Raw genomic sequence first — 12,907 nt, 5'->3', positions numbered from 1 at the left:
CTGCTGAAAACCCTGCCGCCGAGGACATGACCTTGCGTAAATGGCTGATTGGAACCTGTCTGGTGGCAGTGGCCCTGGGCGCCGGCTACTGGACGCTGCGCCCGACGGGCGGAGCCGCCAATGATTCGCCCTATCGGCTCGCCGCGATCGACCGTGGCCAGATCACGGCGGCGGTCAGGGCCAGCGGCACGCTGACCCCGGTCACCACCGTTCTGGTGGGGTCGCAGCTCTCGGGGCAGATCGTCGAGATCCTCGCCGACTATAATTCGCAGGTTTCGGCCGGCCAGGTCGTGGCCAGGCTCAACAGCGACCAGATCAAGACCCGCCGCGACGCCGCCCAGGCCGATCTCGCCCAGGCGAAGGCCGATGTCGTGGTCAAGCGCGCCCAGCTCGACCGCGCCCGCTCCACGCGGCTGCGCGCCAATTCCACGGTGAAGGATCTCGAGGCTCAGCGCGACCGCACCGCGGCGCAGCTCGCCGACGCGAAGCGCAATTTCGAGCGGCAGAACGAGCTGTTCACGCGCGGCGCCGGCGCCCAGCAGGGCCTCGATGCCGCGCGCACCCAGGTCGACGTGCTGACCGCGACCCTGGCCTCGAACGAGGCGCAGATCGCGGCGGCGCGGGCAGAGCTGAACGGGCTCGACGCCGATGTCCTGCTCGCGGAAGGGCAGATCCAGTCGGGCGAGGCGCTGGTCGCGCAGCGCGACGCCAAGCTCAAGGACATCCTGATCGACCTGTCGCGCACCGATATCCGCTCCCCGGTCGACGGCGTCGTGGTCCAGCGCCAGGTCGATCTCGGCCAGACGGTCGCGGCCTCGCTGTCGACGCCGACCTTGTTTCAGATCGCGCAGGATCTGCGGGTGATCAACATCTACGCCAATGTCGACGAGGCCGATGTCGGGCGCCTCAAGCCGGGCCAGCCGGTGAGCTTCAGCGTCAACGCCTATCCCGGCCGCAGCTTCGAGGGCAGCGTCGAGCTGGTGCGGCTGGGGGCGCAGACCATCCAGAACGTCGTGACCTATACCGGCGTCATCCGTGTCGAGAACCGCGACATGGCGCTGCTGCCGGGCATGACCGCCAATCTCCAGGTCGTCACCGAGGACCGGCGCGACGTGCTGCGCGTACCCAATGCCGCGCTGCGCTTCCGCCCGGCCGGCACCGCGGTCGGCCCCGCCCCCGTCGCCTTGCCGAACGCTCCGCGCGCCGCCGGCGGCAATCGCGGCGGCGGCGCCCTGCGCGAGCGCATCGAGCTTGAAGTGCAGCCGACGCCGGAGCAGAAGACGGCGCTCGCCGCGATCTTCGAGGAGCGGCGTGGCGGCGGCGGACGGGCCGCCATGGCCGGCCTCTCCGAGGAGGAGCGCCGCGCCGCCTTCCGCGCCGCCCGCGGCGAGATGATCGCCAAGATCGCCGCCGTGCTCGATCCCGAGCGCCGCGGCCGGTTCGAGGCGATGATGCAGGAGGGCCGCCAGGGCCAGGCCGGCCAGCCCGGCCGCGTCTATGTGCTCGATGCCGCCGGCCAGCCCAGGCCGGTCGCCGTCACCATCGGCCCGACCGACGGCGCCTTCACCGAACTCGTGGGCGGCGACCTCAAGGAGGGCGCGCAGCTCGTCATCGGCGGCGGCCCGCGCCCCGTCGCCGCCGCGCCCGCCGGCCCACCGGCGCGCGGGCCGAGGCTGTTCTGATGGAGGCCGCGATCCCCGTCATCGAGACCCGGGATCTGTCGCGGGTCTATGATCTCGATTCCGGCCGGGTCACGGCGCTCGACCGGGTTTCGCTCGCCATCGAGCCGGGCGAGCTCGTGGCGGTGATGGGGCCATCGGGCTCCGGCAAATCGACCTTCATGAACCTGATCGGCTGCCTCGACCGGCCGACCGGCGGGCATTGCCGGATCGACGGTGTCGCGGTCGAGACGCTGGACGGCGACGGGCTGGCGGCGATCCGCAACCGCAAGCTCGGTTTCGTCTTCCAGCAGTTCAACCTGCTGCCGCGCGTCGACGCCTGCGACAATGTCGCTCTGCCCATGGTCTATGCCGGGATCGACGGCAGGACGCGCCGGATGCGCGCGCTCGCGGCGCTCGCCAGGGTCGGGCTGGCGGAGCGGGCCCATCATCGGCCGGTGCAGCTCTCGGGCGGGCAGCAGCAGCGCGTCGCCATCGCCCGGGCGCTGGTCAACGCGCCGCGCCTGCTCCTGGCCGACGAGCCGACCGGGGCGCTCGACAGCCGCACGGCGCTGGAAATCCTCGGCCTGTTCCAGGAGTTGAACCGCGATGGCGTCACCGTCGTGCTGGTGACCCATGACGCGGAAGTCGCGCGCCATGCCCGCCGCGTCATCCGCTTTCGCGACGGAAGGCTGCTCTCCGACACGCGTCAGGAGGCGGCCGACGCCAGGGCCGCGCTCGCGGCTCTGGACAAGCCCGCCCCGGCCCCCGCCACCGCCGGGGTCGCCGCATGAGCCTGCTCGAAGCGGTCCGCTCCGCCCTCTCCGCCATCGGTGCGAACGCCCTGCGCTCGGCGCTGACGATGCTCGGCATCATCATCGGCGTGGCCGCGGTGATCGCCATGGTCGCGATCGGCTCGGGCGCGCGCGAACGCGTGACCTCGCAGATCAAATCGCTTGGCGCCAATCTCGCCATCATCCAGTCCGGCAACGTCACCCAGGGTGGCGTGCGCCTCGGCGCCGGCGCCTCCTCGACGCTGACGGACGAGGATTCCCGTGCCATCCTGAAGGAGGTCGAGGATGTCGTGGCGGCCGCGCCGGTGATCGTCACCCGCGCCCAGGCGATCTTCGCCGGCAGCAACTGGTCGACGCAGATCACCGCGACCGATCTCGATTTCTTCACGGCGCGCGAATGGAGCATCGGCGAAGGGCGGCTCTTCGAGCCGGAGGAGCTGCGCCGCGGCGAGATTGTCGCCGTCATCGGCCAGACCGTCGCGCGCAATCTGTTCGGCGACACCGACCCGATCGACCAGCAGTTTCGCATCCGCAACGTGCCGTTCAAGGTGATCGGCGTGATGGCGCCGAAGGGCCAGTCGGCGCTGGGCCAGGATCAGGACGACGTCATCTTCGTGCCGCTCGACACCGGCCGCCGCCGCATCGTCGGGCGCAATTACGCCCGCGACGCTTCGGTCCAGACCATCATGGTCAAATTCGCCAGCGAGGAGGCGATCAATCCCGGCATCGAGCAGATCCGCGCGCTGCTGCGCCAGCGCCATCGGCTCGGCGACGAGCAGGACGATGATTTCGCGGTGCGCAACCTCACCGAGATCGCCAATACCGCGACCCAGGCCGCGACCACCCTCTCCTGGCTGCTCGCCGCCGTCGCCGGCGTCTCGCTTCTGGTCGGTGGCATCGGCATCATGAACATCATGCTGGTCTCGGTCACCGAACGCACCCGCGAGATCGGGCTGCGTCTCGCCGTCGGCGCGAGGCAGCGCGATATCCTGGCGCAGTTCCTGATCGAGGCGACGACGCTCGCCACCATCGGCGGCGCGGTCGGCATCGCGCTCGGCGTCGCCGCGGCGCTGAGCATCGCCAGCATCGCCGGCTGGCCCTCGGTCGTCTCGGTCGACACCATCCTGATCGCGGTCGGGGTCTCGGGCATGATCGGCGTGTTCTTCGGCTTCTACCCAGCCAGGCAGGCGGCCAGGCTCGATCCGATCGAGGCGCTTCGCCGGGAGTAGAACGCGCAGGCTGCCGACAACGCTCGCTTAACTCGAACATCCTATGACTGAAGGGCACGCTGCACTGCTGCCACCTACAGTTCAGGATTAATCCTCATGCAACAGGCCCAGCGCGCCTTCGCCCAAGCCATGACGCCCGGCGTCCTCGGCGCCTGGGAATGCCGGCTGGATGGCGACGCCCTGACCTGGACCGACGGCGTCTACGACCTGTTCGGCTTCCGCCGCGGCTCCACCCTGTCGCGCGCCGTGACCCTCGATCATTACGAGGAGCGCTCGCGGCGCGAGATGCAGGCGCTGCGGACACGCGCGATCACGACGGGCCAGGGCTTCCTGCTGGATTGCCGGATCAGGAGCGCCGATGGCGCGGCGCGCTGGATGCGGCTGATCGTCGGCGTGCAGCATGAACAGGGCCGGGCCACGCGGATCTTCGGCTCGAAACAGGACGTCACCGCGGAGAAGGGCCTGTGGCAGACCCTGCCCGGGCTGGTCTCCGCCCAGCCTCAGACGCGCCTGGCGGATCGCCGCCGCAGCCTCGAAGCGACGGTGCGCGAGCTGATCGGCCGCAGCGCCGGCAGCGGCGAACGCTTCGCTCTGGTGGTGCTGGATATCGACCGCCTCGCCGCCATCAACGAGCGCCATGGCCGCGCGGCGGGAGACGAGTGCCTGAACTGCCTCTCGGCGCGGCTGGCGCGGCTATTCCCGGACGCGCTCGGCCTCGCCCGCATCGGCGACGATGAATTCATGCTGCTGCTGCGGCTGCCGGGCGGCCCGGAGCCGCTGCTCGCGGCGCTGGAAGGGGCGCATCGGCTGCTCGCGCGCCCGATCCCGCATCGCGGCTCCGCCATCGAGATCGGGATCTCGATGGGCGCCGCCCTGCTCGGACCGGCCCACCGGGCCGATCCGCAAAAACTGTTCGCCCAGGCGGATTCGGCGCTCTATGTGGCGCGGGCCGCGGGCCGCAACCGGGTGCGCATCTTCGACGGGCTGATCGCCCCGCGCCCGGGCCAGATCGGCCGGCCGATCCCGGCCTGACGGGCCGCACCCGAAGGCGCGGCCCGTACGGCGTCAGCGCTTCACGCTCTTGACGATCTCCGCCACATTGGCGCCGAAGGCCTCCGCGGTCTTGAGATCGCCGGGGATCATCTCGTCGACGCTGGCATCGGACGGCGAGACCACCAGCAGGCCCTGATAGCCGCCGAGATTGTTCAGGCTGTCACGGGTGGCGGCCTTGTTGTTGGACGGGTGCATGTCGGTGCCGGTCCACAGCATCTTGTGCTGGGCCGCGAGCAGAGCGAGATAGGCGATGGTCGAGCCCTTGTCGCCGTTCAGCGTGGCCGAATTGGTGAAGCCCGCCGCGATCTTGCCCTTCCAATCCATGGTGTACCAGGGCTTGCTGGACGCGTCGGCGAATTTTTTGAACTGCCAGGACACCATGCCCATATAGGTCGGCGAGCCGAAGATGATGCCGTCGGCAGCCTTCAGCGTCGCCCAGGCGCTCTCGGGCAGATTGCCTTCGGCGTCGATCGCGATGAGATCGACCTTTGCGCCGGCATGGGCGGCGCCCTTCTGGACATGTTCGGCGACTTTGGCGGTGTGGCCGTAGCCGGAATGATAGACGATGGCGATCTTGGTCATGGTCGAGACTTCTCCTGAATCCGCGCCCCTTGGTGCTGCCTAGATGTTGCAGCGCGGGAGCGGCTTCAATGGCCATCCCATTGCGGCCGTGCAGGACCGACTTGGCGGATCGGCAATCGGCCGACGAGCCGGCGTCAGTCGAGCGGCTTGACGAAGACGATCTGCCCGCCGAGCTCGCGGCCCCTATCGCGCCAGCCATGCCGGCGATAGAAGCGCTCCGCCCGGGTACCCGCCCCGGTGGTCAGCCAGGCCTGGCGGTGGCCGGCATCCTTCAGCCCGGCCAGCGCGGCATCGAGCAGCGCCCGCCCGATGCCCTGCCCCTCGCAGCCCGGATCGATGAACAGCGCCCAGATCAGCGCCGTCTGGTGATTGGCGCAGGCGAAGCCGACCACCTCGCCCTCGCGCTCCGCGACCAGGAAGATCGCCTCGTCGCGATACCAGGCCACCTCCTCCTGCGTGACCTTGGCGGGATCGGACAGGACATTCTCGGTCACCGCCATGCGGATGGAGGTGATCCGCGGCTGGTCGGCCGCAACGGCACGGCGAAGGCTGAAGCGGCCGGTCATCGGCTCAGCGCTTGCGCACGAATTCGGTGCGCAGGACCAGACCTCTGATCGTCTCGTGGCGGCAGTCGATCTCCTCGGGATCGTCCGTCAGCCGGATCGACCGGATCACCGTGCCCTGCTTCAGCGTCTGGCCGGCGCCCTTGACCTTCAGATCCTTGATCAGCACGACGGAATCGCCATCGGAAAGACGATTGCCGGAGGCGTCGCGGACCTCCGCCTGCGCCGCCGTCGCCGCCGCCTTCATCTCGGAAGCGGGGCGCCATTCGCCGGTGACCTCGTCATAGACGTAATCGTCATCCTCGTCGGCCATGTCGGCTCCGGCTGCTGCTGCCGGCCCGTCCCGGCCGGCCCGGACTAGCGCAGCCGGCCCGCGAATTCAACAGCCGACACGTGTAGAAACGGGGCGCCGGTCGCGCCGCCCCGCCGCGGGCCGGTCATGGCCCGATCGCAGCGAGCTCAAGCGTCGCGAAAGACGCTCACTCCGCCGCTTCGAGCCGATAGGCGGCCGGCTCGTAGTTCAGGATCGGCGCCAGCCAGCGCTCGACCTCGTGGATCGCCATGCCCTTGCGGGCCGCATAATCCTCGACCTGGTCGCGCTCCACCTTGGCGACGCCGAAATAATAGGCGTCGGGATGCGAGAGATAGAGCCCCGAAACCGAGGAGCCCGGCCACATCGCGAAGCTCTCGGTGAGCTTCACGCCGATGCGGCGCTCGGTCTCCAGCAGGCTGAACAGCGTCGCCTTCTCGGTATGATCGGGCTGCGCGGGATAGCCGGGCGCGGGACGGATGCCGCGATACTCCTCGCGGATCAGATCCTCGTTGGACAGCGCCTCCTCCGGTGCATAGCCCCAGAATTCGGTGCGGACCTTCTGGTGCATGCGCTCGGCGAAGGCCTCCGCGATGCGGTCCGCCAGGGCCTTGACCATGATCGAGCGGTAATCATCGTTGTCGCGGGCGAATTTCTCGGAAATCCGCTCCTCCTCGGCCCCCGACGTGACCACGAAGGCGCCGATGTAATCCGGCGCCGTCCCTTCCGGCGCGACGAAATCGGACAGGCAGAGATTGGGCTTCCCGTCCCGCTTGGAGAGCTGCTGGCGCAGGCCGTGGAAGGTCGCGAGGCTCTCCTGCCGGCTCTCGCCGGTGTAGAGCCGGATATCGTCGCCGACCGCATTGGCCGGCCAGAACCCGATGATCGCCTTGGGGTTGAACCAGCGCTCCTCGACGATGCGCTTCAGCATCGCCTGCGCGTCGTCCCACAGCGCACGAGCCGCCTCCCCCTGCTTCTCGTCGTCGAGGATGGCGGGGAAGCGCCCTTTCATCTCCCAGGTCTGGAAGAACGGCGTCCAGTCGATCACCGGCACGAGATCCGCGACGTCATAGCTGCGGAACACCCGCGTGCCGAGGAAGCTCGGCTTCGGCGGCTGATAGGCCTGCCAATCCGGCCTGAAGGCGTTGGCGCGCGCCTTGGCCAGCGGCAGGCGCTGCTTGTCGGCCTCGGAGCGGCGATGGGCGGCCGAGACCTTGGCGTATTCCTCGCGGATGCCCTCGACATAGGCCGGCTTCTGATCCTGCGACAGCAGCGCCGAGACTACGCCGACCGCGCGCGATGCGTCGGTCACATAGACCGCCTGCCCCTTCTCATAGGCCGGGTGGATCTTGACCGCGGTATGCACGCGGCTGGTGGTGGCGCCGCCGATCAGCAGCGGGATGTCGAAGCCCTCGCGCTCCATCTCGGAGGCGACCGTCACCATCTCGTCCAGCGAGGGGGTGATCAGCCCGGACAGGCCGATGATGTCGACATTCTCCTTGCGGGCGGTGTCGAGAATCTTCTGCGTCGGCACCATCACGCCGAGATCGATCACCTCGTAATTATTGCACTGGAGCACGACGCCGACGATGTTCTTGCCGATGTCGTGGACGTCGCCCTTGACCGTCGCCATCAGCACCTTGCCGGCGGCGGAGCGTTCGGTCCCGCCGTTCAGCCGCTTCTCCTCCTCCATGAACGGCATCAGATAGGCCACGGCCTGCTTCATCACCCGGGCCGACTTCACCACCTGGGGCAGGAACATCTTGCCCGCGCCGAAGAGATCGCCGACGACGTTCATGCCCGCCATCAGCGGGCCCTCGATCACGTGCAGCGGCTTCTCGGCCTGCTGCCGCGCCTCCTCGACATCGGCGTCGATGAAGGCGGTGATGCCGTTGACCAGCGCATATTCCAGCCGCTTCTCGACCGGATGCTCGCGCCAGGCCATGTCCTTGCCGGAGAATGCGACCGAGCCGTCGCCCTTGAAGCGCGGCGCGGCCTCGAGCAGGCGCTCCGTCGCGTCCTTGCGGCGGTTGAGCACGACATCCTCGCAGAGCTCGCGCAGCTCCGGGTCGAGATCGTCATAGGAGCCGAGCTGGCCCGCATTGACGATGCCCATATCCATGCCGACCTTGATGCAGTGATACAGGAAGACCGAATGCATCGCCTCGCGGACCTTCTCGTTGCCGCGGAACGAGAAGGAGAGGTTGGAGACGCCGCCCGAGACATGGGCATGCGGCAGCGTCTCGCGGATCGCCTTGGTGGCCTCGATGAAATCGACGCCGTAATTATCGTGCTCCTCGATCCCGGTCGCGACCGCGAAGATGTTGGGGTCGAAGATGATGTCTTCCGGCGGAAAGCCGATCTGCTCCGTCAGCAGCTTGTAGGCGCGGGTACAGATCTCGATCTTGCGCGCGAAGGTGTCGGCCTGGCCCTTTTCGTCGAAGGCCATGACCACGACGGCGGCGCCATAGGTGCGGCAAATCCGGGCCTGTTCGAGGAAGGCCTCCTCGCCCTCCTTCATCGAGATCGAATTGACGATCGGCTTGCCCTGGATCGTCTTCAACCCCGCCTCGATCACCGGGAATTTCGATGAATCGACCATGATCGGCACGCGGCTGATATCCGGTTCCGACGCGATCAGATTCAGGAACTCGGTCATCGCCGCCTGCGAATCCAGCAGGCCCTCGTCCATGTTGACGTCGATCACCTGCGCGCCATTGGCGACCTGGTCGCGCGCCACATCGAGTGCGGCGGCGTAATCGCCCTCCTTGACCAGCTTGCGGAACTTGGCCGAGCCGGTGACGTTGGTGCGCTCGCCGACATTGACGAAGGGGATTGTCTCGTCGAGCGTGAAGGGCTCCAGCCCCGCCAGCCGCAGATAGGGCTTGATCACCGGCACGCTGCGCGGTGCCTTGCCCGCGACCGCCTCGGCGATGGCGCGGATATGCTCGGGCGTGGTGCCGCAGCAGCCGCCGACCATGTTGACCAGCCCCGCATCGGCGAATTCCGCCAGCATCCCGGCCGTCGCTTCGGGCCGCTCGTCATAGAGGCCGAATTCATTGGGCAGCCCGGCATTGGGATAGGCGCAGATCAGCGTGTCGGCGACGCGCGCGAGATCCTTGATATGCGCCCGCATCTCGCGCGCCCCCAGCGCACAATTCAGCCCGACCGTGAGCGGAGCGGCGTGGCGGATGGCGTTCCAGAACGCTTCAGTGGTCTGGCCCGACAGTGTCCGGCCCGACAGATCGGTGATCGTGCCCGAAATCATCACCGGCAGCCGCAGGCCCTTTTCGCGATAGACCTCCTCGATCGCGACGATCGCGGCCTTGGCGTTCAGCGTATCGAAGATCGTCTCGACCAGGATGAGCTCGGCGCCGCCATCGATGAGCCCGCGCACCTGCTCCGCATAGGAGTCGCGGACCTGGTCGAAGGTCACGGCGCGGTAGCCGGGATTGTTGACGTCCGGCGAGATCGACAGCGTGCGGTTGGTCGGGCCGATCGCGCCGGCGACGAAGCGGCGGCGGCCATCGGCTCCCTGCGCCATCCAGGCGGCCTCGCGCGCCACCCTGGCCGCCGCGACGTTCAGCTCATAGGCCAGCGCCTCCATGCCGTAATCGGCCTGGGCGATCTGCGTCGAGGAAAAGGTGTTGGTCTCGACGATGTCCGCCCCGGCCTGGAAATAGGCGAGGTGGATGTCGCGGATCGCCTCGGCCTGGGTCAGCACCAGCAGGTCGTTATTGCCCTTGAGATCGTGGTTCCAGCCCTTGAAGCGCTCGCCGCGGAACTCGGCCTCGGAGAGCTTCAGATCCTGGATCTGCGTCCCCATCGCGCCGTCGAGCACGAGGATGCGCTCCGAGGCGGATTGGCGCAGCGCGCGCTCGATCTCGGCGCCGTCGACGGGGGTGGGCTGGAAGTCGCTCATCATCATGCTTTCGTCGCCGCCGGATCGGTCTCTGGGTCGGCCATCATCCCGAGGAGGTCGCGCGGCGACCGGCTCGACGGATGTTTCAGCTGCCTCCGGATGCATCAGGACCACCCCTGGGCCGCGTCGGCGACGCCTCCGGGGATGGGGGCCAAGTCGAATGTCACGCCGCCACGGCCGCCTGCGCCGCCGGCTTCTCGGGCTTCAGCCCGACCAGATGGCAGATGGCATAGACCAGATCGGCCTTGTTCATGGTGTAGAAGTGAAGATCGGTGACGCCGCGGTCGATCAGGTCCAGCACCTGCTCGGCGCAGACCGCCGCCGCGACCAGCCGGCGCGTCGCCGCATCCTCCTCCAGCCCGTCGAAACGCTCCGCCAGCCAGTCCGGCACGCTGGCGCCGGTCTTGCGGGCGAAATTCGCCGTCTGTTTGAAATTCTGGACGGGCACGATGCCGGGCAGGATCGGGATGTCGATGCCGCGCGCCCTTACCTTGTCGAGATAGCGGAAATACACGTCGTTATCGAAGAAGAACTGGGTGATCGCCCGGGTCGCCCCGGCATCGACCTTCTTCTGCAGCGCGTCGATATCGGCGTCGAGCGAGGCGGCTTCCGGATGTTTCTCGGGATAGGCGGAGACCGTCACCTCGAAATCGCCGACGCGGCGGATGCCGGCGACGAGATCCGACGTCTGGTGATAGCCCTGTGGATGCGGCTCGTAGAGCGTGCCGAGCCCGCCCGCCGGATCGCCGCGCAGCGCCACGATATGGCGCACGCCCGCCGACCAATAGCCCCTGATGACCTCGTCGACCTCGTCGCAGCTGGCGGAGACGCAGGTGAGATGCGCCGCCGGCTTCAGCGCGGTTTCCTCCACCATCCGCTTCACCGTGGCATGGGTCCGCTCGCGGGTGGAGCCGCCCGCGCCATAGGTGACGGAGACGAAGGCCGGGCCCAGCGGCTCGAGCCGGCGCACGCTCTCCCACAGCGCGGTCTCCATCTCGGCCGTCTTCGGCGGGAAGAACTCGAAGGAGACATTGGGGCTGCGGGAGCCGTGGCGGCTGGGGCGGAAAGCGTTCATCAGGCTACCTCGAGCTTGGTCTGGCGCAGCGCGGGCTCGGCCGGCTCGCGCCGATCCTGTCCGCGCCACAGCATCACGGTGAGCTGGGCCGCGGCACCGCCGCCCGCTTTGATCTCCTCGGCGAGGTCGCCGTCGAGACCGGCTTCGGCGAACCAGCCCGCGATCTGCCCCTTGGCGAAGCCGAGGCGACGATGCGCATGTTCGGTCCGCAGGAATTCCATGTCGTGCGGCGCGAAATCCACGACGATCAAGGTGCCGCCCGGCGCCAGCATCGCCGCCGCCTCGCGCACCGCACGCGCCGGATCGTCGAGGAAATGCAGAACCTGGTGGATGATCACCAGGTCGAAGGAGCCGCGGGCGAAAGGCAGCGCGTAGATGTCGCCCTGGCGCAGCTCGACCCGCGACAGCCCCGCCTTTTCGAGATTGGCGCGCGCCACGGCGAGCATCGCATGATTGGCGTCGACGCCGACCGCCCGCTCGAATTGCGGCGCAATCTTCTGCAGCATCCGCCCGGTCCCGGTGCCGAGGTCGAGCACCGCGCGCCGCCTGCCGCCGCCCACCGCCGCCGCGACGGCGGCCTCGACCGCCTCATCCGGCACATGCAGCGAGCGCAGCCGGTCCCAGTCGCGCGCGACGGAGGCGAAATAGCTCTGCGCCACCTCGGCCCGGGCCGAGCGCACCGCGGCGAGCCGCTCCCGATCGGCCGCCAGCACGGGATCGGCGGGATCGAGCCAGCCCGCCAGCGCGGCCGCCATGGCGCCGCCCGGCCCGGTCTCGTCGAGCCGGAAAAAGGCCCAGGCCCCTTCCCGCGAGCGCCGCACCAGCCCGGCCTCGGCCAGGAGCTTCAGATGCCGCGAGATCCGCGGCTGGGACTGACCGAGAATATCGGTGAGATCGGAGACCGAGAGCTCGCCTTCCGCCAGCAGCGCGAGAATCCGCAGGCGCGTCTCCTCGCCGGCCGCACGAAGCCCGGCCAGCAGCACCTCCGCATTCACCCGCACGCCCTGACGCAAATCGCCACCCGCTCACTGAAAAAGATATAAAGATATCTTTATGTGAAAAGCAGGACCGGCGCAAGCTGTTTCGCGCGGCGCGGTCGCCTCGGCGCGATGGCCGGCGGTGAAGCGCGCTGCCGTCCTTGCGAGCGTAGCGAAGCAATCCAGAGCCGCGGGCGCTACGACACTGGGTTGCTTCGCTACGCTCGCAAGGACGATGAGGCTACGCTGGCCGAGGCTGAGATAGCGCTGACGGCGACGCCGCGTGCGCTCGACACGAGGCCGTGGTGCGGGAGAGGTCGCCTCGGCGGCGGATCCGCGATGGCCGGCGGTGAAGCGCATGCCGTCCTTGCGAGCGAAGCGAAGCAATCCAGAGCCGCGGGCGCTACGACACTGGGTTGCTTCGCTACGCTCGCAAGGACGATGAGACTAGGCTGGCCGAGGCTGAGATAGCGCTGATGGCGACGCCGCGTGCGCTCGACACCAGGCCGTGGTGCGGGAGAGGTCGCCTCGGCGGCGGATCCGCGATGGCCGGCCGTGAAGCGCGATGCCGTCCTTGCGAGCGTAGCGAAGCAATCCAGGGGGACGTAGCACTCTACGACACTGGGTTGCTTCGCTGCGCTCGCAAGGACGATGAGCCTAGGCTGGCCGAGGCTGAGATAGCGCTGCCGGCAACCCGCGTGCGCTCGACACGAGGCCGTGATGCGGGAGAGGTCGCCTCCGGCG

10 protein-coding genes are annotated in these 12,907 nt (G+C 68.6%); 4 read left to right on the top strand and 6 right to left on the bottom strand.

Annotated elements, in window-relative coordinates:
• Positions 1 to 62: 62 nt before the first annotated feature.
• The 4 genes from ASG72_RS10595 to ASG72_RS10580 all read left to right on the top strand — a co-directional run bounded on the left by ASG72_RS10595 (position 63) and on the right by ASG72_RS10580 (position 4,713).
• The gene (locus tag ASG72_RS10595) at positions 63 to 1,682 is read left to right on the top strand and encodes an efflux RND transporter periplasmic adaptor subunit (protein ID WP_162246231.1); all 1,620 of its coding nucleotides are present in this window, start codon (positions 63 to 65) and stop codon (positions 1,680 to 1,682) included.
• Positions 1,682 to 2,452, top strand: a complete 771-nt coding sequence (locus ASG72_RS10590) for an ABC transporter ATP-binding protein (protein WP_056711904.1) — start codon at positions 1,682 to 1,684, stop codon at positions 2,450 to 2,452. The genes ASG72_RS10595 and ASG72_RS10590 overlap by 1 nt, the downstream gene beginning before the upstream one ends.
• Positions 2,449 to 3,681, top strand: a complete 1,233-nt coding sequence (locus ASG72_RS10585; protein WP_056711898.1) for an ABC transporter permease — start codon at positions 2,449 to 2,451, stop codon at positions 3,679 to 3,681. The genes ASG72_RS10590 and ASG72_RS10585 overlap by 4 nt, the downstream gene beginning before the upstream one ends.
• Before the next feature lie 96 nt (positions 3,682 to 3,777).
• Positions 3,778 to 4,713 carry a sensor domain-containing diguanylate cyclase gene (locus ASG72_RS10580; RefSeq protein WP_056711895.1) on the top strand — a complete coding sequence of 312 codons (936 nt, stop codon included), beginning with the start codon at positions 3,778 to 3,780 and terminating at the stop codon, positions 4,711 to 4,713.
• Between the two features lie 33 nt (positions 4,714 to 4,746).
• Here ASG72_RS10580 and ASG72_RS10575 read toward each other — a convergent pair whose 3' ends face one another.
• The 6 genes from ASG72_RS10575 to ASG72_RS10550 all read right to left on the bottom strand — a co-directional run bounded on the left by ASG72_RS10575 (position 4,747) and on the right by ASG72_RS10550 (position 12,199).
• Positions 4,747 to 5,316 carry a flavodoxin family protein gene (locus ASG72_RS10575; RefSeq protein ID WP_056711892.1) on the bottom strand — a complete coding sequence of 190 codons (570 nt, stop codon included), beginning with the start codon at positions 5,314 to 5,316 and terminating at the stop codon, positions 4,747 to 4,749.
• Positions 5,317 to 5,450: 134 nt separating this feature from the next.
• Positions 5,451 to 5,882, bottom strand: a complete 432-nt coding sequence (locus ASG72_RS10570; RefSeq protein WP_082540258.1) for a GNAT family N-acetyltransferase — start codon at positions 5,880 to 5,882, stop codon at positions 5,451 to 5,453.
• Positions 5,883 to 5,886: 4 nt separating this feature from the next.
• Complete coding sequence (locus ASG72_RS10565; RefSeq protein WP_056711889.1) at positions 5,887 to 6,192, bottom strand: alkylphosphonate utilization protein; 306 nt, start codon at positions 6,190 to 6,192, stop codon at positions 5,887 to 5,889.
• Between the two features lie 166 nt (positions 6,193 to 6,358).
• Positions 6,359 to 10,111, bottom strand: a complete 3,753-nt coding sequence (metH, locus tag ASG72_RS10560; RefSeq protein ID WP_056712579.1) for a methionine synthase — start codon at positions 10,109 to 10,111, stop codon at positions 6,359 to 6,361.
• A 163-nt stretch (positions 10,112 to 10,274) separates the two neighbouring features.
• Positions 10,275 to 11,186: a methylenetetrahydrofolate reductase [NAD(P)H] gene (metF, locus tag ASG72_RS10555; RefSeq protein ID WP_156395898.1), complete on the bottom strand. Its 912-nt coding sequence runs from the start codon at positions 11,184 to 11,186 to the stop codon at positions 10,275 to 10,277.
• Complete coding sequence (locus ASG72_RS10550; protein ID WP_056711885.1) at positions 11,186 to 12,199, bottom strand: metalloregulator ArsR/SmtB family transcription factor; 1,014 nt, start codon at positions 12,197 to 12,199, stop codon at positions 11,186 to 11,188. Before ASG72_RS10550 ends, metF begins: the two co-directional genes overlap by 1 nt.
• Between the last annotated feature and the right edge of the window lie 708 nt (positions 12,200 to 12,907).

Source organism: Allobosea sp. Leaf344, from assembly GCF_001426225.1.
Classification (GTDB): Bacteria; Pseudomonadota; Alphaproteobacteria; order Rhizobiales; family Beijerinckiaceae; genus Allobosea.
The sequence above is the reverse complement of the archived record's forward strand: the minus strand, read 5'-3'. Positions and strand labels throughout refer to the sequence as shown.

Excerpts from the sequence above, each read along its gene's own strand:
- metH (WP_056712579.1), bottom strand. The coding sequence starts at position 10,111 with ATGAGCGACTTCCAGCCCACCCCCGTCGACGGCGCCGAGATCGAGCGC.
- ASG72_RS10565 (WP_056711889.1), bottom strand. The coding sequence starts at position 6,192 with ATGGCCGACGAGGATGACGATTACGTCTATGACGAGGTCACCGGCGAA.
- ASG72_RS10570 (WP_082540258.1), bottom strand. The coding sequence starts at position 5,882 with ATGACCGGCCGCTTCAGCCTTCGCCGTGCCGTTGCGGCCGACCAGCCG.
- ASG72_RS10580 (WP_056711895.1), top strand. The coding sequence starts at position 3,778 with ATGCAACAGGCCCAGCGCGCCTTCGCCCAAGCCATGACGCCCGGCGTC.
- ASG72_RS10575 (WP_056711892.1), bottom strand. The coding sequence starts at position 5,316 with ATGACCAAGATCGCCATCGTCTATCATTCCGGCTACGGCCACACCGCC.
- ASG72_RS10590 (WP_056711904.1), top strand. The coding sequence starts at position 1,682 with ATGGAGGCCGCGATCCCCGTCATCGAGACCCGGGATCTGTCGCGGGTC.
- ASG72_RS10585 (WP_056711898.1), top strand. The coding sequence starts at position 2,449 with ATGAGCCTGCTCGAAGCGGTCCGCTCCGCCCTCTCCGCCATCGGTGCG.
- metF (WP_156395898.1), bottom strand. The coding sequence starts at position 11,186 with ATGAACGCTTTCCGCCCCAGCCGCCACGGCTCCCGCAGCCCCAATGTC.